Origin of the sequence: Phenylobacterium sp. Root700 (genome assembly GCF_001429025.1) — a bacterium.
Taxonomy (GTDB): domain Bacteria; phylum Pseudomonadota; class Alphaproteobacteria; order Caulobacterales; family Caulobacteraceae; genus Phenylobacterium.
On record NZ_LMHT01000034.1, the window covers coordinates 59,309 to 82,904 of the forward strand.

At 68.3% G+C, this 23,596-nt stretch carries 22 protein-coding genes; 9 read left to right on the forward strand and 13 right to left on the reverse strand.

The features are described 5' to 3' along the window. Nucleotides 1-130 precede the first annotated feature (130 nt). Nucleotides 131-2,305, reverse strand: a complete 2,175-nt coding sequence (locus ASE02_RS18015) for a glycoside hydrolase family 3 protein (protein WP_056735958.1) — start codon at nucleotides 2,303-2,305, stop codon at nucleotides 131-133. Nucleotides 2,306-2,373: 68 nt separating this feature from the next. Between ASE02_RS18015 and ASE02_RS18020 the strand changes: the two genes are divergently transcribed. Both ASE02_RS18020 and ASE02_RS18025 read left to right on the forward strand, forming a co-directional pair. Continuing rightward, nucleotides 2,374-3,018 (forward strand): TetR/AcrR family transcriptional regulator, encoded by a 645-nt coding sequence (locus ASE02_RS18020; protein ID WP_056735960.1) that lies wholly within the window; start codon nucleotides 2,374-2,376, stop codon nucleotides 3,016-3,018. A 54-nt stretch (nucleotides 3,019-3,072) separates the two neighbouring features. Continuing rightward, the gene (locus ASE02_RS18025; protein ID WP_056735962.1) at nucleotides 3,073-4,287 is read left to right on the forward strand and encodes an acyl-CoA dehydrogenase family protein; all 1,215 of its coding nucleotides are present in this window, start codon (nucleotides 3,073-3,075) and stop codon (nucleotides 4,285-4,287) included. 75 nt (nucleotides 4,288-4,362) lie between these two features. On the opposite strand, the gene ASE02_RS18030 is transcribed toward ASE02_RS18025, so the two are convergent. Beyond that, nucleotides 4,363-6,063 (reverse strand): class I adenylate-forming enzyme family protein, encoded by a 1,701-nt coding sequence (locus tag ASE02_RS18030; protein ID WP_056735964.1) that lies wholly within the window; start codon nucleotides 6,061-6,063, stop codon nucleotides 4,363-4,365. Nucleotides 6,064-6,257: 194 nt separating this feature from the next. On the opposite strand from ASE02_RS18030, the gene ASE02_RS18035 reads away from it, so the two are divergent. Together ASE02_RS18035 and ASE02_RS18040 are read left to right on the forward strand one after the other, a co-directional pair. Further along, nucleotides 6,258-7,493, forward strand: a complete 1,236-nt coding sequence (locus ASE02_RS18035) for an acyl-CoA dehydrogenase family protein (RefSeq protein WP_056735966.1) — start codon at nucleotides 6,258-6,260, stop codon at nucleotides 7,491-7,493. A gap of 204 nt (nucleotides 7,494-7,697) precedes the next feature. Next, a complete protein-coding gene (locus tag ASE02_RS18040) occupies nucleotides 7,698-8,273 on the forward strand; it encodes an NADPH-dependent FMN reductase (protein WP_056735968.1) in 576 nt (191 codons plus the stop codon). Here ASE02_RS18040 and ASE02_RS18045 read toward each other — a convergent pair. The 5 genes from ASE02_RS18045 to ASE02_RS18065 form a co-directional block, all read right to left on the reverse strand. Continuing rightward, nucleotides 8,270-8,914: a CatB-related O-acetyltransferase gene (locus ASE02_RS18045; RefSeq protein WP_056735970.1), complete on the reverse strand. Its 645-nt coding sequence runs from the start codon at nucleotides 8,912-8,914 to the stop codon at nucleotides 8,270-8,272. The two genes, ASE02_RS18040 and ASE02_RS18045, sit on opposite strands and share 4 nt — an antisense overlap. A gap of 71 nt (nucleotides 8,915-8,985) precedes the next feature. Next, entirely contained in the window at nucleotides 8,986-9,933 is a 948-nt protein-coding gene (locus ASE02_RS18050) for a DUF5996 family protein (RefSeq protein ID WP_056735972.1), read from the reverse strand. An 11-nt stretch (nucleotides 9,934-9,944) separates the two neighbouring features. After that, nucleotides 9,945-11,735 (reverse strand): M3 family oligoendopeptidase, encoded by a 1,791-nt coding sequence (locus ASE02_RS18055; RefSeq protein ID WP_056735974.1) that lies wholly within the window; start codon nucleotides 11,733-11,735, stop codon nucleotides 9,945-9,947. 208 nt (nucleotides 11,736-11,943) lie between these two features. Next, nucleotides 11,944-14,091, reverse strand: a complete 2,148-nt coding sequence (locus ASE02_RS18060; RefSeq protein ID WP_056735976.1) for a PQQ-dependent dehydrogenase, methanol/ethanol family — start codon at nucleotides 14,089-14,091, stop codon at nucleotides 11,944-11,946. A gap of 84 nt (nucleotides 14,092-14,175) precedes the next feature. Then, entirely contained in the window at nucleotides 14,176-14,814 is a 639-nt protein-coding gene (locus ASE02_RS18065; protein WP_056735978.1) for a metal-dependent hydrolase, read from the reverse strand. Nucleotides 14,815-14,980: 166 nt separating this feature from the next. Here ASE02_RS18065 and ASE02_RS18070 point away from each other — a divergent pair, with 166 nt between their 5' ends. Further along, nucleotides 14,981-15,844, forward strand: coding sequence for a dienelactone hydrolase family protein (locus ASE02_RS18070; RefSeq protein ID WP_056735980.1), 864 nt, complete (start codon nucleotides 14,981-14,983; stop codon nucleotides 15,842-15,844). 48 nt (nucleotides 15,845-15,892) lie between these two features. On the opposite strand, the gene ASE02_RS18075 is transcribed toward ASE02_RS18070, so the two are convergent. Together ASE02_RS18075 and ASE02_RS18080 are read right to left on the reverse strand one after the other, a co-directional pair. After that, the gene (locus ASE02_RS18075) at nucleotides 15,893-16,333 is read right to left on the reverse strand and encodes a DUF3237 family protein (RefSeq protein WP_056735981.1); all 441 of its coding nucleotides are present in this window, start codon (nucleotides 16,331-16,333) and stop codon (nucleotides 15,893-15,895) included. After that, complete coding sequence (locus tag ASE02_RS18080; protein ID WP_056735983.1) at nucleotides 16,330-17,553, reverse strand: flavin-dependent oxidoreductase; 1,224 nt, start codon at nucleotides 17,551-17,553, stop codon at nucleotides 16,330-16,332. The genes ASE02_RS18075 and ASE02_RS18080 overlap by 4 nt, the downstream gene beginning before the upstream one ends. Nucleotides 17,554-17,668: 115 nt before the next feature. On the opposite strand from ASE02_RS18080, the gene ASE02_RS18085 reads away from it, so the two are divergent. Together ASE02_RS18085 and ASE02_RS18090 are read left to right on the forward strand one after the other, a co-directional pair. Further along, nucleotides 17,669-18,133: a MarR family winged helix-turn-helix transcriptional regulator gene (locus ASE02_RS18085; RefSeq protein ID WP_056735985.1), complete on the forward strand. Its 465-nt coding sequence runs from the start codon at nucleotides 17,669-17,671 to the stop codon at nucleotides 18,131-18,133. A gap of 166 nt (nucleotides 18,134-18,299) precedes the next feature. Further along, nucleotides 18,300-19,799, forward strand: coding sequence for a sigma-54 dependent transcriptional regulator (locus tag ASE02_RS18090; protein ID WP_056735987.1), 1,500 nt, complete (start codon nucleotides 18,300-18,302; stop codon nucleotides 19,797-19,799). A 201-nt stretch (nucleotides 19,800-20,000) separates the two neighbouring features. On the opposite strand, the gene ASE02_RS18095 is transcribed toward ASE02_RS18090, so the two are convergent. Together ASE02_RS18095 and ASE02_RS18100 are read right to left on the reverse strand one after the other, a co-directional pair. Next, nucleotides 20,001-20,318 (reverse strand): hypothetical protein, encoded by a 318-nt coding sequence (locus ASE02_RS18095; protein WP_056735989.1) that lies wholly within the window; start codon nucleotides 20,316-20,318, stop codon nucleotides 20,001-20,003. Next, entirely contained in the window at nucleotides 20,315-20,581 is a 267-nt protein-coding gene (locus tag ASE02_RS18100) for a DUF2312 domain-containing protein (RefSeq protein WP_056735991.1), read from the reverse strand. The genes ASE02_RS18095 and ASE02_RS18100 overlap by 4 nt, the downstream gene beginning before the upstream one ends. A 131-nt stretch (nucleotides 20,582-20,712) precedes the next feature. On the opposite strand from ASE02_RS18100, the gene folE reads away from it, so the two are divergent. Then, nucleotides 20,713-21,297 carry a GTP cyclohydrolase I FolE gene (gene folE, locus ASE02_RS18105; RefSeq protein ID WP_056735992.1) on the forward strand — a complete coding sequence of 195 codons (585 nt, stop codon included), beginning with the start codon at nucleotides 20,713-20,715 and terminating at the stop codon, nucleotides 21,295-21,297. A 45-nt stretch (nucleotides 21,298-21,342) separates the two neighbouring features. Here folE and ASE02_RS18110 read toward each other — a convergent pair whose 3' ends face one another. Both ASE02_RS18110 and ykgO read right to left on the reverse strand, forming a co-directional pair. Next, entirely contained in the window at nucleotides 21,343-21,957 is a 615-nt protein-coding gene (locus ASE02_RS18110) for an HAD family phosphatase (RefSeq protein WP_056735994.1), read from the reverse strand. Nucleotide 21,958: 1 nt separating this feature from the next. Continuing rightward, nucleotides 21,959-22,084, reverse strand: a complete 126-nt coding sequence (ykgO, locus tag ASE02_RS18115) for a type B 50S ribosomal protein L36 (protein WP_056735996.1) — start codon at nucleotides 22,082-22,084, stop codon at nucleotides 21,959-21,961. Between the two features lie 155 nt (nucleotides 22,085-22,239). Here ykgO and ASE02_RS18120 point away from each other — a divergent pair, with 155 nt between their 5' ends. Continuing rightward, nucleotides 22,240-23,517 carry a lytic murein transglycosylase gene (locus ASE02_RS18120; protein WP_056735998.1) on the forward strand — a complete coding sequence of 426 codons (1,278 nt, stop codon included), beginning with the start codon at nucleotides 22,240-22,242 and terminating at the stop codon, nucleotides 23,515-23,517. Nucleotides 23,518-23,596: the final 79 nt, after the last annotated feature.

Sequence of the window (23,596 nt, forward strand, 5' to 3'; positions counted from 1 at the left end):
CCCAGACCTCGTCATCCTCCGGTCGTCTGAAAGACGATCCGGGGGACCCAAGCGGCCTATCAAATTCTGCAACTCAGCTTGGGTCCCCCGGATCTCGCTTCGCGAGCCCGGAGGATGACGATCGATGATGCTACGGCTTCATCGTCCGCGCTGTGAGCGTCGCTTCACCGCGCAGGGTCAGGGCCTCGGCTGAGGTCCCGACCACCACGCCGACCTTGCCTTCCGCGATCCGCCAGCCCGGCAGGGCAGCGTCGTAGTTGGCCAGCAGGCGCGGGTCGGCGACGACCGTCACGCGCCTGGTCTCGCCCGGCGCCAGCGTCACGCGCGACCAGCCGATCAGGCGCTGGCTCTCCTTGCCGTCCGAGCCGGTCACCAGGGCGTAGACCTGCGGGGTGTCGATACCCGCGACCGCGCCGGTGTTGGTGACGTCCAGGTTCACGGTCAGGGTCTCACCGCCCTCCACCGCCAGGCCGGCATAGGCGAAAGCCGTGTAGGAGAGCCCGAAGCCGAACGGGAACAGCGTCGGCTTCCCGGTCTTGGCGAACCAGCGATAACCGACGTCGGCGCCCTCCGGGTGCTCGACTGAGAACCGGCCCTTGTGCTGCTGCACGCCGGGGAACGAGGTCGGCAGGGTCTTACCCTCGACCGGCGGGCCGAAGATCATGCCGGGGATTTCCGGCCGCACCAGATCGGCGACATCGCGCGGGAAGCTGATCGGCAGGCGGCCCGAGGGGTTCACCTCGCCGAACAGGATGCGGGCGATGGCCTCGCCGCCGCGCGTGCCCGGATACCAGGCCTGCAGCAGGGCGCTGACCTTATCCAGCCAGGGCGTCAGGACCGGCGTGCCGGTTTCCAGCACCACCACCGTCTTGGCGTTGGCCGCGGCGACGGCCTCGATCAGGGCGTCCTGGTTGTTCGGCAGCGACAGGGTCGGCAGGTCCTCGGCCTCAGTCGCCCACTGATCGGCGAAGACGATGGCGACGTCGGCGTCCTTGGCCAGGGCGGCGGCGGCGGCGTGGTCCTCGCCGCTCGCATAGACGACCTGCGTGTTGCGGGTCAGGCCGCGGATCGCCGCCAGCGGCGCCGAGGGATGATAGGTGACCTGCGAGAAAGCCGAGGACATCCCCATGGTCACCGGGATCTCCAGACCCGCGCCGCCGACCGGCAGCACCTGGGACGACCCGCCGCCCGACAGCACGCCGACATCGGCATGGGCGCCGATCACCGCGATCTTGCGCAAGGTCCCCTTGAGCGGCAGCACGCCGTCGTTCTTCAGCATCACCACGCCGGCCTCGGCGGCGGCCTGGGCGACCTTGGCGTTGGCCTCGTAGTCGGTCGGCCGCTTCTCGGCGGGTTTATCGAACACGCCCTTGTCGATCAGGCTGCGCAGGATGCGGTGGACCATGTTGGACAGGCGCTCGAACGGCACCTCGCCCTGCTGCACCGCCGCCTTCAGCAGTTCGCCGAAATAGACTTCGCGGTCGAGCTGTTCGCCGCTCTCCTGGTCCATGCCGGCCAAGGCCGCCTTGACCGTGGTGTGCACCGCGCCCCAGTCGCTCATCACCCAGCCGGGGTAGCCCCAGTCGGTCTTCAGCACCTGGTTCAGCAGGAAGTCGTTCTCGCCCGCCCACTCGCCGTTCACGCGGTTGTAGGCGCACATGACCGAGCCGGGCGCGCCGATCTCAATGGCGATCTGGAAGGCCAGCAGGTCGCTTTCACGCAGCGCGCCCTCGTCGATACGGGCGTCGACCACGTGGCGGCAGGTCTCCTGATCGTTCAGGGCGAAGTGCTTCAGGGTGCAGACGATCTGGTTGGACTGCGCGCCCTTGATGGCCTCGCCGACCAGCACGCCGGCCAGCAGCGGGTCCTCGCCCAGATATTCGAAGTTACGGCCGTTGCGCGGTTCGCGGGTCAGGTTCGCGCCGCCGCCCAGCAGCACGTTGAAGCCCTTGTCGCGCGCTTCGGATCCCACCATCGCACCGGCCGCATAGGCCAGCTGCGGGTCCCAGGTCGAGGCCAGCGACAGGCCCGACGGCAGGCCGGTGGCGCCGTCGCCCTTACGGATCTTGCGCGGATTGGCGACGCCCAGGCTGGCGTCGGTTTCGTTCAGCGGCGGGATGCCCAGTCGCGCGACGCCGGGGATATAGCCCGCGCCCATCGCCGCGTCGGCCGGCGGGGTGTCGAGCATGGACGGCATCGGCCCGTGGACCAGCGAGATCATCTCGTCCAGCGTCAGCTGCTCGATCAACAGGGCGGCCCGTTCGTCGGGCGAGCGGCTCGTATCCATCCAGGGCTGGGCGGTCATCTTGGCGTTTCCTCAGAGGCGACGGCCCAAGGCTATCTATTTTTACCCAAGCGGGCAATAATCAGCGCATGACGATGTTGGCGGCGAAACAGCGAGGCCGGCCGGCCCGCAACGCGCGGTCGGTCGAGGAGACGCGGGAGGCTATCCTGCAGTCGGCCCTGACGCTGTTTTCCGAGCGCGGCTTCGAAGGCGTGGCGCTGCGCGACATCGCCGCCAAGGCCGGGGTCGAGCACAGCCTGGTCCGCTACCACTTCACCGACAAGGCGACGCTCTGGCGGGCGGCCCTGCGCGATCTGATCGACAGGATGAACACTGAGCGCGCCATCAGCTGGCGCGCCACGCGGGGCCAGCCGCTGGTCGACCGCTTCAAGCAATATCTACGCGACTATGTCCGTTACTGCGCCCACCACCCCGAGCATGCGCGGATCATGGTCCATGAGACGGTCGGCGATTCCGACCGCACCGCCTGGATCGCCGAGGAGATCGTGCGGCCCCAGCACCGGGCCGGGCGCAAGACCCTGACCATGCTGATGGACGAGGGCCGCCTGCCACGGATGGAGCCGCGCCACCTGATCTACATGATCGCCGCCGCCGCCCAGGCCCCCTTCACCCTGGCCGGCGAGGTGCGCCACGCCTACGGCGTCGACACCGCCACCGACGCAGAGATCGAGGCGCACGCCGACGCGCTGATCGCGCTGTTCCTGCGGGAGTAGCCTGCCGGGGCGGCATCTGCTCAACATGTCTCAAAAGGCCATGGGAGGCGCGCGATGCACGTTCGCTGGAGCGAGGCGGAACTGAAGTTTCGCGATGAGGTCCGCGCCTTTCTGGACGCCGAGCTGACCCCGGAGATGCGGCGCGCCACGGCGCTGATGACCAGCGTCTACGCCCCGCACGACCTGGCCACGGCCTGGCAGAAGATCCTGCATGCGCGCGGCTGGGCGGCCCCGGCCTGGCCGGTCGAATACGGCGGCTGCGGCTGGAGCGCGGCCCAGCGCTACATCTACGCCAGCGAACTGGCCGCCGCCGGCGCGCCGCCCCTGTCGCCGATGGGGATCGGCATGTGCGGCCCGGTGCTGATCGGCCACGGCACGGCGGAGCAGAAGGCCCACTTCCTGCCGCGGATGTTGTCGGGCGAACACCTGTGGTGCCAGGGCTATTCCGAGCCAGGCTCCGGCTCGGACCTCGCCTCCCTGCGGATGAGCGCGGTGGAGGATGGCGAGGACTTCATCTGCAGCGGCCACAAGCTGTGGACCACCCACGCCGACGCCGCCAACTGGATCTTCTGCCTGGTCCGCACCTCGCAGGAGCGTATCCCCCAGCAGGGCATCACCTTCCTGCTGATCGACATGACCACGCCGGGCGTCAGCGTCAGCCCGATCCTGATGCTGTCGGGCGAGCACATCCAGAACGACGTGTTCTTCAGCGAGGTCCGCGTGCCCAAGGCCAATGTGGTCGGCAAGATCGGCGAGGGCTGGACCGTGGCCAAGTACCTGATGGAGTTCGAGCGCGGCGGCGGCGTCGCCACGCCGGGGCTGAAGGCGCGGCTAGGCCGCATCGGCGCGATGGCGACGGCCGAGGGCCTGACCGGCGACCACGGCTTCATGGCGCGCCTGAGCGCCCTGGCCATCGAGATCGACGCCCTGGCGGCCGTCGAGCTGCAGATTCTGTCGAACCTTAGCCAGGGTGACGCGCCCGGCGCCAAGTCCTCAATGATGAAGACCGTCGGCACCGAGATCAGCCAGCGGCTGACCGAACTCGCCGTCGAGGCCGCCGGCGTCTATGCGCAGCCGTATCAACCGCACGCCACGCGGCCCGGCGGACCGACCCCGAACTATCGCCCGCCGGCCGACCAGGGCCATGTCGGCCCCGACCACAGCCTGACGGCCGCCGCCAAATACCTGAACGACCGCGCCGCCTCGATCTACGCCGGCACCAACGAGATCCAGCGCAACATCATGGCCAAGGCGGTGCTGGGGCTCTAGCGGCGGCGAGCTTGCCTAAGACTGTCATCCCGGACAGCCGCTGCGCGGCTTCCGGGATGACACCATCGTACTGGTCTAAACCGCCGCCTCCGGCTTCAGCGTTTCGCGAAGCTGCCGCTTCAGGAACTTGCCGCTGGCGTTGCGCGGAATGGCCTCGTCCAGGAACCAGACATAGCGCGGGATCTTATGCTTGGCGCTGATGCCTGCCAGGTGCGCCCGCAGCGCTTCCGGCGACAGGCTCTCGCCCGGACGCAGAACCACGGCGGCCCCGACCTCCTCGCCCAGGCGCGGGTCCGGCACCCCGAACACGCAGGCCTCGGCCACAGACGGATGGCGGAAGATATTGGCCTCCACCTCGGCGCAATAGACGTTCTCGCCGCCGCGCAGGACCATGTCCTTCTTGCGGTCGACGATGAAGATGAAGCCGTCCTCGTCGATGCGGGCGACGTCGCCGGTGTGCAGCCAGCCGTCGGTGATCGACTCGGCCGTCGCGTCGGGGCGGTTGATGTAGCCCTTGATGACCGGCGCGCCCTTGACCCACAGCTCGCCCAGTTCGCCGACCGGGACGGTCTTGCCGTCGTCGTCGACGCACTTGACCTCGAAGGCCGGCATGGCCGGGCCGCAACTGGCCGGCTTGTCGACGAAGAAGTCGGCCGAGACCGAGGTGATGATCCCGCAGGTTTCGGTCATGCCGTAGCCGGTGTTCGGCCGGGCGGTCTTCACCTGCTCGTCGATCTTGCCGACCAGGTCCGGCTGGAGCTGCGCGCCGCCGCCGCCCAGGGTCACCAGGCTGGAGGTGTCGGTCGTCGGGAAGTCCGGGTGGGTGATCAGTTCGCGCGCCATGGTCGGCACGCCGCTCATGGCGGTGACCTTCTCGGCCGCGATCAGCTTCAGGGCCTCGCCCGCGTCCCAACGGTACATCAGGACCATCTTGCCGCCAGCGGCGGTGACGGCGTAGGCGGCGCAATTGTTGGCCGTGACATGGAACAGCGGGGTGACGACCAGGCCCACGGGAACCGGAACCGGCGCGTTGGGATCGGGCGCGACGCCGGTGGCGCGCGCGGTGGCCAGGCCCTGCACCTGGGCCGAGAAGCCCATGTTCATCAGGTTGGCGACGCAGCCGCGATGGGTGAGCTGGGCGCCCTTCGGGAAGCCGGTGGTGCCCGAGGTGTAGAAGATGCAGGCGTCGGCGTCGGGATCGACGCTCACCACCGGCATCTCGCCGCCGCCGGCGATCACGTCGCTGAAGGCGATGACACCGGGAGGAACCGGATCGGTGCGCACGGCCACCAGCGGGACGCCTTTGACGGCGTCAGGACGCTCCAGGATGCGGGCCAGCCGCTCGGCGTCGGCGAAGATCACCTTGGGCGCGGAATCCTTGATCCCAAATTCAATCTCGTCGGTGACCCACCAGGCGTTCATGCCCACGACCACGATCCCGGTCGAGACGCAGGCCCAGTAGAGCAGCATCCATTCGGGGTAGTTGCGCATGGCGATGGCCACCCGGTCGCCGGACTTCACGCCCTGCGCGGCCAGCCAGGCGGCGATGGCGTTCACCTGGGCGTGGGCCTGGGCGTAGGTCAGACGGTCGTTCTCGTAGACCAGATAGTCGCGGTCGCCATATTGGGCGGTCGACAGCCAGACCTCCCGCACCGAGGGCGGGGCGTGGCGGAACATCCGCAAGGCCTGGCCCCGGACCTCGACCTCGGCGATTTCGAAGGGCGACCCCGGCGCGATCAGTTCCGACCAGGCCTGCTTCAGCTCCTTGTAGTGCATCGCTTCCCCCTTGTTTTTCGGCCGGCGGCGTCAAGGCGGCCGGGCCGTTCGCCTTCACTCGCGGAAGGACGTTCGAAAACCACGATATCTGGCCTGCCCCGGCGGCAGCCCAGCTAATCAAGCTTGCTGGAGAGGTTCACATGGACCGACGCTCTCGGCCACAAATCAAGAGTTCAAATAGGGAGAGACCCGCCATGGCGATCGATTTCGAGATTCCGGAAGAGGCCAAGGCCGTCCGCGCCAAGGTGCGCCAATGGGTGCAGGACGAGTGCATCCCCGCCGAAAAGGAACTGCACGCCGGCGCCGACTACAAGGAGCTGCTGGCCAAGCTACGGACCAAGGCCCGCGCCCGGGGTCTGTGGCTGCCCTTCATCCCGACCGAGTACGGCGGCATGGGCCTGGGGCCGCTCGCCAACGCCCTGGTGCAGATGGAGCTAGGCCAGAGCCACCTTGGCGCGCTGTCGATGAACAGCCAGGGCCCCGACGACGCCACCATGCTGACCCTGCTGGCGCACGGCACCGAGTTCCAGAAGGAGAAGTACCTCAAGCCGCTACTGGCCGGTGAAAAGCGGGTTTGCTACTCGATGACCGAGAAGGCGGCCGGGGCCGACGCCACCGGCATGCGCACCACCGCGGTCAAGGATGGCAACGAGAACTATGTGCTGAACGGCGAGAAGTGGTTCTCGTCGGCCGCCAGCGCCGCCGACATCGCCGTGGTGATGGCCCGCACCGATCCTGACGCCCCGCGCCATCAGCAGTTCTCGACCTTCATCGTCGAGCTGCCGAACCCCGGCTACAACATCAAGCGCGACATCAAGACCATGGCGGTCGAGAGCCCGCTCAGCCACATCATGGGCGGCGGTCACTCCGAGATCGAAATCAAGGACCTGGTGGTCCCGGCCGAGAACCTGCTGGGCGGCGAGGGACAGGGCTTCAACATGGGCCAGCATCGCCTGGCCTACGGCCGCCTGCGCCACGGCATGCACAATGTCGCCATGGCCCAGCGGGCGCTGGACATGGCCGCCGCCCACGTCACCCAGCGCGAGACCTTCGGCAAGCCGCTGCACGAGCGCCAAGGCGTCCAGTTCATGTTGGCCGAGTGCGCCAGCGAACTCTACATGGCCCGCTTGATGCTGCTGCACATCGCCTACAAGGCCGAGAAGGGCCTGGACCTGCGGCAGGAGAACTCCATCGCCAAGGTGTTCCTGGCCCACATGGTCCACAAGGTGGTCGACACCGCGATCCAGCTGCACGGCGCGCTCGGCTATAGCCAGGATACGCCGCTGGCCAGCTGGTACACCCACATCCGCTCGCAACGGCTGGTCGATGGACCCGACGAGGTCCACCGCTGGACGGTCGGCCGCAACGTGATCAAGGCCTACCAGCAGCACGGCACCACCGCCTCGGCGGCGGGGGGTGATCTGATCTAGGGCGCGAAAGAGCCCCCTCAGTCAGCGGAGTTTATCCTCGGGCCGACCTGCAGTCGGTCCCGGGGGCTGACAGCTCCCCCAGAGGGGGAGCATCTAACCCGATCAGATCCTCCCCCTCTGGGGTAGGTGGATCGGTGCGAAGCGCCGAGACGGAGGGGGCTTTCTGCGTTTACCAATGGATGCTCACCTCCCTGAGGATCCCCCATGACCGCCTCCCCCATCCGCATCGTCGGCCTGTCCGGGAGCCTGCGCAGCGGCTCGTTCAACACCCAACTGCTACGCGCCGCCGTCGCCCTGGCGCCGGAGGGCGTCACGATCACCGCCGGCACGATCCGCGGCATCCCGCTCTATGACGGCGACGTCGAGGCCGCCGAGGGCGTTCCGCCGCTGGTCGCCGCGCTGAAGGACGATATCGCCGACGCCGACGGCCTGCTGCTGGTGACGCCCGAGTACAACAACTCCATCCCCGGCGTGTTCAAGAACGCCGTCGACTGGCTGACCCGGCCCGCGGGCGACATCGCCCGCGTGTTCGGCGCCAAGCCGGTCGGCCTGATCGGCGCCTCGCCGGGCGGGTTCGGCACCATCCTCAGCCAGAACGCCTGGCTGCCGGTGCTGCGGACCCTGGGCACCGAGCCCTATTTCGGCGGCCGGCTGATGGTCTCACGCGCCCACAAGGCGTTGGCCCCTGACGAGGGCTTCGCCGACCCGGCCATCGAGGAAATGCTGAAGGGCTATCTCGAAGGCTTCGCCGCGTTCGTGCGGGCGAAGGCGGGGCGCTAGGCGCGCGCCTGCGCCTCGTCCCAACGGGCTGATTCAGCGGCGAGCGCCTCGATGTCGGCGGCGCAGACCATCGGCCGCAACGCGTCGAACTTGGCCTGCGGCCACTCGTAGATCTTGAGCTCGAGCAGTCGCTCGACAGTGCGCGCCTCAAAGCGAGAGCGCACCGGCGTGGCGGGATTTCCGGCGACGATCATGTAGGGCGCAACGTCCTTGGTGACGATTGCGCCGGACGCGACAATGGCGCCCTCGCCGATGGTCACGCCGGGCATCAGCATGGCGCGCATGCCGATCCAGGCGCCGTCGGCGATCACCGTGTCGCCCTTGCCCTGATAGGCCTCGAGGATCACGTCCTCGAAGGGATAGAGGCTGAACCAGTCGGTACGATGGGTGTGATTGCCGCCCATCAGGATGACCGCCTCGGCGCCGATGCAGACATAGTCGCCGATGTGGAGTTGATCGATCGGCCACTGCGGGGTCCAGGCCTCGCGGCTGTAGGCGTCGCCGTAGTGATAGCGGACCACGCTGTCCTCGAACCCGCCCGTCCAGGCGTCGCTGTAATAGCTGTGCGTACCGCGAAGGTGGATGTTCGGATTGGTGACGGCGAGATGCAGATACTCGACGCGAGACCAGTGCTTACTCATGGAAATCAGACCCTTTTAGACCCGCGAGGCTTAGGGGCTGATCGGCGCTGCAGCAACCGCAGGGAGCGGCCTCAGCACGGCCGCGGCACGCCCGGCGTTCCCAAGTCGCATTCGAGCGCCGCGCGATCCCAGGCCCCGGCGTCGGCCGCCGCCGCATAGGTGCTGCGCAGGAAGGCCAGCAGGGCGGCGTCTGGATCTGGCGCCGTGCGCACCGCTTCATAGGGCAGGATGAACTCGCCCAGCCCCTCGTGGAACAGCGCCGCCTGCGGCGCGACCGGCGCGGTCCTGAACCCCGCCGGCTCTGGATAGGCGTAGGAATAGAAGGCCGGATAGTCGATCAGCCCGCCGCCCGGCCAGAAGCCGGCGCTGGAGACCTCGTGCGAATAGGCCTCGCGGGCCACGGCGTCGGGCAGGTGCGGCACGCCGCCCGGATGCGGCGGCGCGGGCCGGCCCGAGAACCGCGTCACCGCCATGTCGAAGCTGCCCCAGAAGAAATGCACCGGGCTCGATTTGCCGAGGAAGCCGGTGCGGAAAACCTGGAGCACCCGGTCGATCTGGATCAGCGCCCGCCATAGCCGCGAGGCGGCGTCAGGGTCGTAGCGGCGCGGCCGGTCGTCGGCGGCGAAGGGCGTCGGGTCGGCGATCTCGTTCGGCGCGCCGTTGATCTGCGTCGGGACGCCGGCCTCGGCCAGCATGCCCTCCAACTCGCGATAGAGGCTGGCCACTGTCTGCCCGGCCAGCGGCAAGGCGCCGCCATAGCCGGTGCTGGTCCGCACCCGCAGCAGGTGGTCGATGAAGTCGAACTCGATGTCGAAGATCGCCGCCCCATTGGGAACCGACGAGGTCGTCAGGCCGCGTGGGCTGACATAGAGCGCCACCTGCCAGCCGTGATTGAGCCAGGGCGCGCAGGCGGTGCGGGCCTTGCCGACGATCTGGCTCCAGAGGTGCAGAGCCTCGAAGGTCTCCCTGTCCTTGGTGAAATCGAGTTCCGGCCAGGGATTGGAGACATTCGAGGTCATCTGCGTCTTCCTCAGACCAGGTCGTCGAACTCGTCGACCAGGCGTTCCAGTTGCGACACCCCCGCGGCCCAGAAGGCCTTCTCGCGCGGGTTCAGTCCGAATGGCTTCAACGCCTCGACATAGGTTCGGGTGCCGCCGGCGGCGAGCAAGTCCTCATAGAGCGGGGCAAAGGCGACCGGATCCTCGCGACGCTTCTCCATCAGCCCGCGCACCAGCAGATCGCCGAAGGCGTAGGCGTAGACGTAGAAGGGCGCGTGCACGAAGTGGCTGACATAGGCCCAGTAGTGCTCGTAGCCGGGGTTCAGCTTCACCGCCGGGCCAAGGCTCTCGGCCATGACGTCGAGCCAGATGCCGCTGATGTGGTCGGGCGAAAGCTCGCCCTCCTGGCGCGCGGCGTGGAACTGGGTCTCGAAGCGGTGGAAGGCGATCTGGCGCACGACAGTGTTGAGGCCGTCCTCGATCTTGCCGGCCAGCAGGCCCATGCGCTCCGGCTTGGAGGCGCCGGCCAGCAGGCGTTCGAACACCAGGCCCTCGCCGAAGATCGAAGCGGTCTCGGCGAGCGTCAGCGGCGTGTCGGCCAGCAGGGTGCCGAGCGGGCTGCACAGGGTCTGGTGGACCGCGTGACCCAGCTCGTGGGCCAGGGTCAGGACGTCGCGGCGCTCGCCCATATAGTTCATGAACACATAGGGGTGCCGGTTGGCGGTCACCGGGTGCGAATAGGCGCCCGACTGCTTGCCGGCCCGCGGACGTGCGTCGATCCAGGGCTCGTTGAAGAAGGTCCGCGCGGTGTCGGCGAACTTCGGCGCCAGGTCGGAGAAGCTCTCCAGCACCATGCCCTTGGCCTCGTCCCAATTATAGGTGCGGGGCTGGGCGGTATCGAGCGGGGCGTTGCGGTCCCAATAGTCCAGGGTCTTGCGGCCCATGACCTTGGCCTTCAGCGCGTAGTAGCGATGGCTGACCGAGGGATAGGCCTCGACCACCGCGGCTTCCAGCGCCTCGACGGCGTCGGCGTCGACCTCGTTGGCCAGGTGACGCGAGGCGGCCGGCTCGGGGTACTTGCGCCAGCGGTCCTCGACCTGCTTTTCGAAGGCCAGGGTGTTCATCGACAGCGCCAGGGTCGGGGTGCGCTCTTCCAGCGCCTTGGCCAAGCCCTGCGCCGCCTGCTTGCGGCGCGTGGCGTCGGGGTCCGACATCCGGTTCAGCGTTTCGGGCAGGGTCAGGGTCTCGCGGCCGACCTTGGCGGTCAGGCGCGCCAGCGTCTCGTCATAGAGCCGCGTCCAGTTGGCGACCGCCGGGCCGCGGTCGATCAGCATGCGCTCCAGGTCAGGCGACAGCTCGTGCGGCCGCGACAGCCGCACGCGGCGCATCCAGGGCCGCCAGCGGGCGGCGGGCGGATGGGCCTTGAAGGCCATCTCGATCTCGTTGTCCTCGAGCTGGTTCAGTTCCAGCGTGAAGAACAGGCTGTCGGCGGCGATCTGCGAGGACCGCGCCCGCAGGTCGGCCTCGAACTTGGCCCAGGCCGAGTCGTCGCGGGCGGTCGACGCCGCCAGCGAGGCGTAGGCGCCTACGCCCCAAAGGCCGTTGGTGGCGGTCTCGTAGAGATTGATCCCGTGATCGAGCAACTCGCCCAGGTGCAGCGCGTCGGAACGCAGCGAAGTGAAGCGCCCCTTCATCTTGATCAGTTCGTCGTTGGCGGCCTTGGCGGCGGCCAGATCGGTCTCGATCCTGGGGTCGTCCCGGCCGTCATAGAGGTCGGCGAGGTTCCACTCAGGAAGGGCGTCGAGTTTCACGGGTGCATTCATGGGGGGACAGATAGACCTTCGGCCGTGTCACTCCTAGGGCTGAGGTGGCGTGGGGGAGTTCGCGTCGCCCTATCCCCCACTCACCTCGTCATCCTCCGGGCTCGCGAAGCGAGATCCGGGGGACGTTGGCGGCGGCCTATCAAGTTCTGCAACTCAGCTTGGGTCCCCCGGGATCGTCTTTCAGACGACCGGAGGATGACGAGTGGGATTAGCTCTTCGGCGTAGCCCCTCCCTTGGCCGACGCCGCCGCCGGCGCCGGCGCCTGGGCGGCGCGGGCTTCGCTGAGCACGTAGGCGCGCAGGTCCTCGGCGTCCTTGGCGTTGATGAAGCGGCTGAAGCTCGCCATGCCGCGTTCGGCCAGGGCCCCGTCGATCAGCACCGACTTCCAGCTGTCGGCCGACAGCAGCATCTGCGACTGGCGCAGGTTCGGCAGGAAGGCGCCGCCGGCGTTCGGCCCGTGGCAGACCTGGCAGTTCTGGTGGAACAGGGCGAAGCCGTGCTTGGCGTCGCCGGTCGAGGTCACGCCAGTCAGGTCGAGGGCGACCTGTTCGGGCCGCACATAGGCCGGGGCCGTGGCCGTTCCGCCGATCTTGAAGACCATCAGCCGGCCCGGCAGGCGCGGACGATCGGGCAGGAAGGTCGGCGCCGAGAGCGCGCCGGCGCCGCCATAGCCGACCATCTGGGCCACATACTGCTCGCCGCCCAACTCGTAGGTCATCGGCGCGGCGATGACGCCGTTGTCGGTCTTGTAGGACCACAGCTTCTTGCCGTCGCTGGCGCTATAGGCGGCGAACTCGCCTTCCGCCGCGCCCTGGAAGATCAGGCCGCCGGCGGTCGACAGCACGCCGGCGTTCCAGAAATACGGATGCTGGATGGTGAAGCGCGCCTTCTGGGCCACCGGGTCCCAGGCGATCAGCTCGCCCTTCACCATCGCCTTGACGGCGGCGATCTGGGCCTTGTCGCTCGGCAGGGCGTTGGCCAGGAAGTCGGTGCCGACGTTCCAGGCGCCCAGTCGGAAGCTGTAGTTCTTGTCCGGCGTATAGGCGAAGGGCACGACCTGGGCCGGGATATAGACCAGGCCCTCCTTCGGGTTGAACGCCATCGGGTGCCAGTTGTGCGCCCCGAACGGCGCCGGGATCTGCAGCGACGGCGCGTTCTCATAGCGCACGCCGGGGTTCTCGATCGGTCGGCCGGTGGCCGGATCGACGCCCGAGGCCCAGGTGATCGGCACATAGGGCTTGGCCGAGATCAGCTGCCCGTTGGCGCGGTCGAGCACATAGAAGAAGCCGTTCTTCGGCGCCTGCATCAGCACCTTGCGGTCCTGACCGTTCAGTTTCAGGTCGGCCAGGATGATGTGCTGGGTGGCGGTGTAGTCCCAGCTCTCGCCGGGCGTGGTCTGATAGTGCCAGACGTACTCGCCGGTGTCGGGCTTGAGCGCCAGGATCGAGGACAGGAAGAGGTTGTCGCCCTTGCCGTCCGAGCGCTTCACATGGTTCCAGGGCGAGCCGTTGCCGACCCCGGCGTAGAGGATGTCGAGGTCCGGGTCATAGGCCATCGAGTCCCAGACCGTGCCGCCGCCGCCGCTGTCCTTCCAGCCTTCGCCGAACCAGGTGGCCGCGCCCTTCTCCTTCATGATCTTGTCGGAGGCGGCGTTGTCCGGCAGCCCCTTGGGGTTGGGCGTGGTGTAGAAGCGCCAGACCAGCTTGCCGGTGGCCGAGTCATAGGCCGACAGGTAGCCGCGCACGCCGTACTCGCCGCCGCCGTTGCCGATCAGCACCTTGTCCTTCACGACCCGCGGCGCGCCGGTGATCGTGTAGGGACGGCCGGTGTCGGTGGTCTGGACGCTCCAGGCCTCCTTGCCGGTGGCCGCGTCCAGGGCGATCAGGCGCCCATCGAGCGCGCCGACATAGACCCGGCCCTTCCAGACCGCGACGCCGCGATTGACCACGTCGCAGCAGGCGTCGAAGCCCTTCTTGCCCTCGACCTTGGGATCGTAGGACCACTTCAACGCCCCGGTCTTGGCGTCGAAGGCGTAGACCTTGGACCAGGCGGTGGTGGTGTAGAGCACCCCGTCGACCATGACCGGCGTCGCCTCCTGGCCGCGGTCGGTGTCGAACTCGTGCATCCAGGCCAGGCCGAGCTGGCCGACATTGCCGGCGTTGATCTTGTCGAGCGGGCTGTGCCGCTGCTCGTCATAGGTCCGGCCCGCCGTCAGCCATTCGCCATTGGCGTTGGCCGCCGTGATGCGGGCGCCGTCGACATTACCCGCGCCCTTGCCGCCTCCGCCGCCGGCCTGACTGCAAGCGGCGAGCAACGCGGTCGCGGCGAGAACCGCCGCCAACTTCAGGGTCTTCATCCGTGCGCCTCCCAGGCGGCCGTTCAATCGCGGCCTTTAGGGAACTATGCGCGGAAGTTCGGGCTGGGCAAGCGTGCCGCGAGGTCAGGCGCGCCTACGGTCCAGCGCCCAGGCGATCGCGCCCATCACAAGATAGACCGCCAGGGCGCTCGGCCCCAGGCTCTCGGTCCCGCCGCTGGACGGCATGACCATCTCTATGACCTGGACGGCGACCAGGATGGTGGCGAACACCAGCACCGGCCACAGCGACTGTCCGCCCTTGCTGCGCGTCCAAGCCCAGGCCGCGGCGCCCAGCCCCAGCAGCCCGATCTCGACGGCCTGTTCGGGGACCGGATAGTTCCAGAGACCAAGACCCACCTTGGCCCCGCCGAACCACAGCTCCAGGTCCGGACGGTGGACCAGCAGGTCGAGCAGCCAGTGCGAGAACACCGTCAGGGCGATGGCGATCGCCGCGCCCCAAGGCAAGCGGAAGGCCCGCGCCAGCCCCAGCGCCGCCAGCGACCACAGCACCACCGCCGGCAGGCTGTGGGTGAAGGGCATGTGGTAGAGGTCGAGCGCGCTGCCCGGCAGGCTGGGGTCGATCCGCACCTTCTCGACGCCGGCCATGACCAGCCCGGCCCAGCCGATGTCGATCGCCTGGGCGGCGATGACATAGGTCCAGAGCGGCGCGCGCGGCGCCACGGCCTTGGCGGCGAGCGCAGCGGCGTAGTGGCCGACGAACATGGCGTCATATTCCTGTTGATCAGGACGCCAAGGTCCAGCTTGCTGCGACAATGCGCAACCACTGGTTTGTGAACCGCCGCCATGCGCAAACGCACAGGCGGGACCTTTTCCAGCACACAATATACCGTCAAGACTGCGCAGCCATAGAACCAAGGGAGCAGACGCCATGTGTGACGACGATATCCATCAGGGCCTGATCGACGATCCGACCGTCTCGCGCCGCGCCTTCGGCCTGATGACCGTGGCCGCCGCCGGGATCGCCGGCTCGGCCCGCGCCGCGGCCCCGGTGGTCGAAAAGGACGTCGAGGTGAAGACGCCGGACGGCATGGCCGACGCCGCCCTGTTCTATCCGCAGGGCAAGGGCTCCTGGCCCGCCGTGGTGATCTGGCCCGACGTGGTCAGCCTGCGCCCGGTGTTCCGCGAGATGGGCCGTCGGCTCGCCGCCGAGGGCTATGTCGTGCTGGTTCCCAACCTCTATTACCGGGTCAAGCGCGCGCCGGTCGTGGAGGGCGGCTTCAACTTCGCCAATCCCGACGATCGCGCCAAGCTGGCGCCGATGCGCGCCACCGTCACCCCGGAGGGGACCGCCCGCGACGCAGCCGCCTATATCGCCTTCCTGGACGCCCAGCCGCAGACCAACCGCAAGAAGAAGGTCGGGACCCAGGGCTATTGCATGGGCGGCCCGCTGGCCTTCTTCACCGCCGGCGCGGTCCCGGCCCGCGTGGGCGCGGTGGCCAGCTTCCATGGCGGGGGTCTTTACACCGACCAGCCCAACAGCCCGCACCTGACCCTGCCGGGGAGCCACGCGGAATATCTGGTCCTGGTCGCCGACAACGACGACAAGCAGGACCCGACCGCCAAGGAAAAGATCAAGACCGCCCTGGACGCCGCCAAGCGTCCGAACAAGGTCGAGGTCTATGCCGGCGCCGCCCACGGTTGGACCGTCAAAGGCAGCCAGGTCTACAACGAGCCCGCCGCCGAAAAGGCCTGGGCCGAACTGCTGGCGCTCTATAAGCGCGCCCTGGGCTAAGGCTCTCGCCGCCCTGCACCCCAGGGCGGCGACGCCAAGGCGCTTGCCTTAGCTAAGTTCAAATACGCGCAGCCGCACGCAGTCCGGCGCGCGCTCGCCGACAGCGACCGCCATCAGGGCGTTGAGGCGCGACAGGCCGGGCGCGGCGGTGCGCAGGCGCACGGCGGTCCGGAAATAGTAGCTGGCCGGATCAACAGACTCGCCACGCGCCAGGGCCTCCAGGACCGCCGGCGGGCCATGGCGCAAGCCGTCGGAGGCCACCTCCACCGTCCCGTGGCCGTCGATCTGCAGGACGTAGTGGGCGGCGATATCCATCCGGCCGTCCGGCCAGATGCTCTGCCAGTCGCCGCCGCCGGCCAGGACCTTGCCGGTCAGGCCGCCGCCCACCGTGCCGCCGACAATGGGAATGAACCGCCTGCCGGCGTCGATCTGGACGGGTGGGGCGACCAGCACCTCCAAGGTCATCAGCGGCGTGAGGGCGGGCGTCATCGAGAAACCTCCTTGGGGCGCAGGCCCGTCAGCACCTTGTAGCGGGCGGCCATGGCTTCCAGCTCACCAGGCGCGAACACGTCCTCGATGCGCTCGAAGCCGCCTGGCGCACGCTCCTGCGCCAGCTGCATGCACTGCTCGGGACCATTGCCGCGATTGGCCAGGACGATGGCCGCGGTGGCCGAGAGCCGCGCCTGTTCGTAGGCCGCGAGACCGGCCGCCGGCTCGGCGTTCGCCGCCAGGGCCTGAGCCAAGGCCCGCGCGTCGAGGATCGCCTGGCTCGCCCCGTTCGAGCCGATCGGATACATCGGGTGGGCGGCGTCTCCCAGCAGCGTGACCCGGCCATGGCTCCATCGCGGCAACGGATCGCGGTCCACCATCGGGTATTCGTAGACCGCCTCGGCGCCTTCGATCAGGCCCGGCACGTCCAGCCAGTCGAACCGCCAGTCCTCGAACCGGGGCAGGAAATCCTCCAGCGCGCCGCGCCGGTTCCAGTCCTCGCGCCGCAAGCTCTGGGCGATGCGCAGTTCGGCGATCCAGTTGATCTGCTGGCGGCCGTCGGCGCGCGGCGCACTGATCGGATAGGCGACGAATTTCTGATCCTGGTGACCGGCCATGATCATGCTGGCGCCGGTCAGGAAGGGCGCCGCCAGGGTCGTGGCGCGCCACAGGATCCGCCCCGAATAGATTGGCGGGTCCTCGCCCGGATAGAAGGCCGAACGGGCGAACGAGTGAATGCCGTCGGCGGCGACGAGAATGTCGGCCGGCAGCGTGAAGGCCTCGCCCCCGGCGCTCACGAACCGCCCTGTCACCTGGCGCTGGTCCTGGTCGAACCCCGCCAGCCGCCGGTCGCAGACCACATGCTCAGGGCCAAGCCGCGCGATGGCCGCCTCCAGCAGCACCGATTGCAGCACGCCGCGCGGCAGCGAAATCTGCGGCGCGGCGTGACCGGCCAGGACACCGCGCGGCTCGCCCCAGACCCGCTGGCCCAGCCGGTTAAAATAGACAAGTTCGCGGGTCGCCACGCCTTGCGCGACCAGATCGTCCAGCAGCCCAAGCTCGGCCAGGATCTGCGCCGCATGCGGCAACAGGTTGATGCCGACGCCCAGCGGCAGGATCTCGCGAGCGGCCTCGAAGACGCTCACCTCGTGCCCCGCCGCATGCAGGGCCAGGGCGGTGGCCAGGCCGCCTATGCCGGCGCCGGCGATGATCACGCGCATATCCGTCGTCCTCTCGAACGCTATTTGTTATGCACCATAACAATATGGGTTTGGACTTCAACGCTCCGTTGCGATCAGCCTAGTGACCGCAGGGCGATGCGAGGGCGAGGACGCGATGAGCCAGGATGAAAAGCGGCGGTTTGATCCGCATCGGCCGGGCGTCGACTACGGGGTCCTGGACGAGTTGATCGGCTATGGCCTGCGCCGGGCGCAGATCCGGATGACCGAGGCCTTCGACGCCCAACTGGGCGGGCTCGGCGTCACCACCCAGCGCTTCTCGGCCCTGGTGCTGATCGCGTCGAACCCAGGCCTGAAGCAGACCGAACTGGCCAGCCTCATGGGCATCGCCCGCTCCGGCGCGCTCGCCATCACCCGGGCCCTGATCGCGCATGGTCTGATTAAGCAGCATCCGGCCCCCGGCGACGCGCGGGCCCAGGCGCTGTTCCTTTCGCCGTTCGGCGAGGTGAAGCTGCCGCAGATCGTGGACCTGGTCCGCGCACATGACCGCGAACTGGTGCGAGGTTTCTCCGCCGCCGAGGTGGAGACCCTCAAGTCCCTGCTGGAGCGGATTCAAACCTGATCGACGCAGGCATGGTTTACCGAACCTAACCATGCCCGTTAACGCCCGACTCAGGACTCCGAAACCCCGCCTTTACCCCCCTCCTGTATCAATTCGAGCCAACAAGAGCCTCGTTCGACCAGTCCATCGGCGAAACGAGCGTCCGTTCCAGGTGTGGGTGTTTCAAATGACCAAGACGGTCCTCGTCGTCGATGACGACCCGACGCAGCGCAGACTGATCCAGGCCGTCCTGGAGCGTGAAGGCTTCGCCGTGATCCACGCCGAGAACGGCGACACGGCTATCGCGCGCCTGCAGTCCGGCTCGCCGATCGACGTCATCCTGCTGGACCTAGTCATGCCCGGCATGACCGGCCAGGAGACGCTGACGGAGATGCGTGCGCGCAACTTCCCCCAGCCGGTGATCGTGGTCACCGCCACCGGCGGCATCGACACCGTGGTCCAGGCCATGCAGGCCGGGGCCAGCGACTTCTTCATCAAGCCGGCGAGCCCTGAACGCATCCTGGTCTCGATCCGCAACGCCCTGTCGATGGGTGCGCTGAAGGGCGAGGTCGACCGCCTGAAGAAGCACGCCACCGGCCGCGCCAGCTTCGCCGACATGGTCGGCAATTCGCCCGCCATGACCATGGTCAAGCGGATGGGCGAGCGGGCGGCGAAGTCCTCGATCCCCATCCTGATCACCGGCGAGAGCGGGGTCGGCAAGGAAGTGATCGCGCGCGCCGTGCACGGCTCGTCGGATCGCGCCGGCAAGCCGTTCATCGCGGTGAACTGCGGCGCCCTGCCCGAGAACCTGGTGGAATCCATCCTGTTCGGTCACGAGAAGGGCAGCTTCACCGGCGCCACCGACAAGCACGTCGGCAAGTTCCAGGAAGCCAACGGCGGCACCCTGTTCCTCGACGAGGTCGGCGAACTGCCGCTGGACACTCAGGTCAAGCTGCTGCGCGCCCTGCAAGAGAGCGAGATCGACCCGGTCGGCTCCAAGCGCTCGATCAAGGTCGATGTCCGCATCGTCTCGGCGACCAATCGAGACCCCGCCCAGGCGGTCAAGGACGGCCTGTTCCGCGAGGACCTGTTCTATCGCCTGAACGTCTTCCCGATCGAGGCCCCGGCCCTGCGCAATCGCCGCGAGGACATTCCGGCCCTGGTCGAGCACTTCGTCCGCCGCTTCAATATCGAAGAGGGCAAGAGCGTGGTCGGGGCCTCGGCCGAGACCCTGGCCTTCCTGACCGCCTATGACTGGCCGGGCAATGTCCGCCAGCTGGAGAACGCGGTCTATCGCGCCATCGTCCTGGCCGACGCGCCCTATCTGCAGCCCTTCGACTTCCCGGCGATCTCGGGCGTCGCGGCGCCGCCGCCGGAAGCCTACGAGGCCGTCGCCCACCAACGCCCGATCAGCCTGCCGACCGCCGAGCAGCTGGTCGCCGAAATGCCCGCCGACGCGCCGGTCCGCATCCTGGACCAGCGCGGCCATCTGCGGACGCTGGAGGAGATCGAGCGCGACCTGATCGCCCTAGCCATCGAGATCTATGCCGGCCACATGAGCGAGGTGGCCCGCCGCCTCGGCATCGGCCGCTCCACCCTCTATCGCAAGGTTCGCGAGCAGGGGCTGGAAGACAACATCAAGGGCGCCTCCGAGGGCGAGGCCGACGACGCCACGGCGGCGGCCTAGGGGCAAACCCACACACCTCGTCATCCTAGGCCTTGTGCCTAGGACCCCTCCCGCGGCTTCAACTGAACTGAGGGGGCGGAGCGACGAGGTCGAGCTACCGGCTTTCACTGTTCGAGTGACGGCTCGAGGGGTCCTAGGCACAAGGCCTAGGATGACGAGCCTTGGGTTCCCCGACTGCGCGGGGTGAGCGACCTATGCTGGTCAATCTTCGGAATACGGCTTGGCTCGCCGCTTGAAGGGCCGCCTCTGCAGCTCCTTCTTCTCGCCCTTGGCCTTGGCGGCGATCTCCTTGAGCTTCACCGTCTGCAGCGCCGAGAGCGCCTCGCCGGCCGCGCCCTTCTCGGGATCCCCGAAGGCGCGACCGAAGGTCTTCACGCGTTCCTCGACCGAGCCGAGGAACTCCCCCTCCCAGTCCGAAAGTTTCACATCAGCGCGGTCCGCCTGGCGACGGACCCGCTTCAGTGCGTTGAGCGCGGCCCGCTTGGCCTGCTCCTTCCGGTCTGGCGGGGCTCGCTTCAAATCTCTCCCATCGCCGAGAGGTAGAGGTCGAGGATAGCTTCTTCCTCGAGCCGCTTGGCGCGGTCCTGCTTACGGATGCGGACCACCTTGCGCAGGATCTTGACGTCGAAACCGTTGCCCTTGGCCTCGGCGAAGACTTCCTTGATCTGCTCGGCGATCTCCGACTTCTCCTGCTCGAGGCGCTCGATGCGCTCGATGATGCTCTTAAGCTGGCCCTGGGCGGCCTGGTTCAGGATATCGCCGTGGGCGGAGTCGTCGGACATGGGATCAAGGTCTCACAGGTCTGGGGTGGCGGAAAGGCGCGCGAACCTAGCGGCGAGACCGGGCTCTGTCATCCGCGCGCTGAACCTTAGCTGCAGCCAAGTCGTTGAGACGGAACGACGCGGAGTTTCCCATGCCCCATTCCAAGAACCGTCCGACCCAGAGCGAGGCCGAGGCCGCCGTGCGCACCCTGATCGAATGGGCGGGCGATGATCCCGACCGCGAGGGCCTGCTGGAGACCCCGACGCGGGTCGCCAAGGCCTATAAGGAGCTGTTCTCCGGCTACGAGACCGACCCGCGCGACTATCTTGAGCGCACCTTCGACGAGGTCGGGGGCTATGACGAACTGGTGGTGCTGCGCGACATCCGGGTGGTGAGCTTCTGCGAGCACCACATGCTGCCGTTCCTGGGCAAGGCCCATGTCGGCTACCTGCCGTCCAACCGCGTGGTGGGCATCTCCAAGCTGGCCCGCGTCGTCCACGGCTTCGCCCGGCGGCTGCAGATCCAGGAGAAGCTCACCGCCGAGATTGCCGGCGCGATCCAGGACATCCTGCAGCCCAAGGGCGTCGGGGTGGTGATCGTCTCCGAGCACAGCTGCATGACCATGCGCGGGGTCAACACGCCCGGCTCGCGCCTGACCACCAGCCATCTGCTGGGCGTGGTCCGCGACGATCCGCGCACCCGCCAGGAGTTCCTGGAGTTCGTCAGGAACGGCTGAGGCGGCGCTGCCCATAGGGCGGCGGCGGCTTAGGCCCGTTCACAGTCAGAGGAGGCGACGCGCTTCCAGCGCGGGGCGCAGCGCCGCCGGATCGGTGAAGTGATGCACGTCGAAGCCGAAGGTCTCGGCGGCGCGGATGTTCCACGCCGAATCGTCGACGAACAGCACCTCGGCCGGCGTCAGGCCGAACCGCTCGCAGGCCAGGGCGTAGAAGGCCGGATCGGGCTTCATCACCCCGTCGTGGGCTGAAACCACATAGTTCCGCAGCCGCTTGAACGCCGGGCTCATGGCGATCGTCCCCGGGAAGGTCTCGTGGGACATGTTGGTCACGCCGAACTGGGGCACGCCAGCGGCGTGCAGCGCCTCGATGGCGGCCTCGGTCTCCGGGATCGGACCGGAGAACATCTCCCACCACCTGGTCTCCCAGGCGTGGATCGCATCGGAATATTCCGGGAAGCGCGCCAGCAGCGGCGCGCGGTTGTCCGCGAACGTCACGCCCAGGTCGTGGGCGACGTGCCAGTCCATGGTGCAGACATGGGAAAGGAACCGGTCGGCTTCGGCCGGTTCCTTGAAGAACTTGTCGTAGAGCGTGCGCGGGTTCCAGCGCACGATGACATTACCAATGTCCCACAAGACGGCTTTGACGGCCGCCTCAGGCATCTCAGCCTTGCTTGGCTTTGAAGCGGGGGTTGGTCTTGTTGATGACGTAGACGACGCCTTTGCGACGCACGAGCTTGCAGTCGCGGTGGCGAGTCTTGAGCGACTTAAGCGAGCTTCTGACCTTCATGGACCTAATTCTCGGGCGCCGGGTTTTCACCCAGGGGGTTATCTACAGAGCGGGCGCGTATACGGGGCTGAGGCTTTTGAGTCAACGCCCGGCGCGATTGATGTCCATCGCGGCCTTGTGATTGAGGCCTGCGCGACGCACCGCTAGGCTGCCTTATGGACCGTCGCATATTCCTTGTCTTGCTTCTCGCCGGCTGCAGCAGCCCCTCCTCGCCCAACCTGGCGCAGGCCACGCCCGCGCCGGCCCCCACGACGCCGCCGGCCGGACCCGCCGCGCCGCCCTCGTCAGGCGACGCCGGGTTCGACGAATGGCGCGGCCAGTTTCGCACCCGCGCCATGGGCGCAGGGCTGTCCGCAGGCCTGATCGACCGGGAACTGACAGGGGTTACGCCCAATCCCCGGGTGATCAGCCTGGATTCGGCCCAGCCGGAATTCTCCAAGCCGGTCGGCGACTATATAAAGGGCACGGTCAGCGATGAACGCATCGCGCGCGGCCAGCGCTATCGGAGCGAGCTGCCGTTCTGGCCGGGTATAGAGCAGCAGTACGGCGTGCCGCGCGACATCCTGATCGCGGTCTGGGCCATGGAGAGCGCCTTCGGGGCCGTCCAGGGCGACTTCGACGTCATCCGCTGCATGGCCAGCCTCGCCTATCACGGCCGCCGCCGGAACTTCGCCGAGGGCGAGCTGATCGCGGCCTTGCGGATCATCGATTCGGGCGAGGCCTCCCGCGCCCAGCTCAAGGGCTCCTGGGCCGGCGCCATGGGCCAGACCCAGTTCCTGCCGTCCAACTACCTCGCCACCGCCGTGGACGGCGACAGGGACGGCAAGCGCGACATCTGGGGCTCCAGCAACGACGCCCTGGCCTCGGCGGCCAACCTGCTGGCCAAGGGCGGCTGGGTGCGCGGCCAGAGCTGGGCGCGCGAAGTCACCCTGCCCGCCGATTTCGACTACAGCCTGACCGAGGGTCCACGCGAGACGCCGGACTGGTGGGCCCAGATCGGCGTGCGCCCCGCCGACGGCCGCCCGTGGTCCGCCGCCGACCTCTTGGCCAAGGCCCAGCTGGCGGCGCCTGCAGGCGCGAGCGGGCCGGTCTTCCTGCTGCTGCCGAACCACTTCGCGATCCGCACCTACAACAACTCGACGGCCTATGCGCTGGGCGTGGGGCTGCTGGCCGACCGGTTCGCCGGCGGCGCGCCGCTGGTCACCGCCTGGCCCTACGAGACGCCGCTGGCCATCGGTGACCGGATCAGCGCCCAGACCGCCCTGCTGCGGCTCGGCTTCAATCCGGGCGAGCCGGACGGGGTGGTGGGCGTCAACACCCGCACGGCCCTGCGCAACTGGCAGAAGGCCCGCGGCCTGACCGCCGACGGCTATCTCTCCATGGAGATGGTGCGGCGCCTGAACGTCGAGGCCGGCGCCCTGCCGGCGGCGTAGGGACACGGCAGAGATGCTCCCCCGCTGGGGGAGCTCCCGGCCCATTGGCCGGGTGAGGGGGGACTTTGACTTAGGCCGC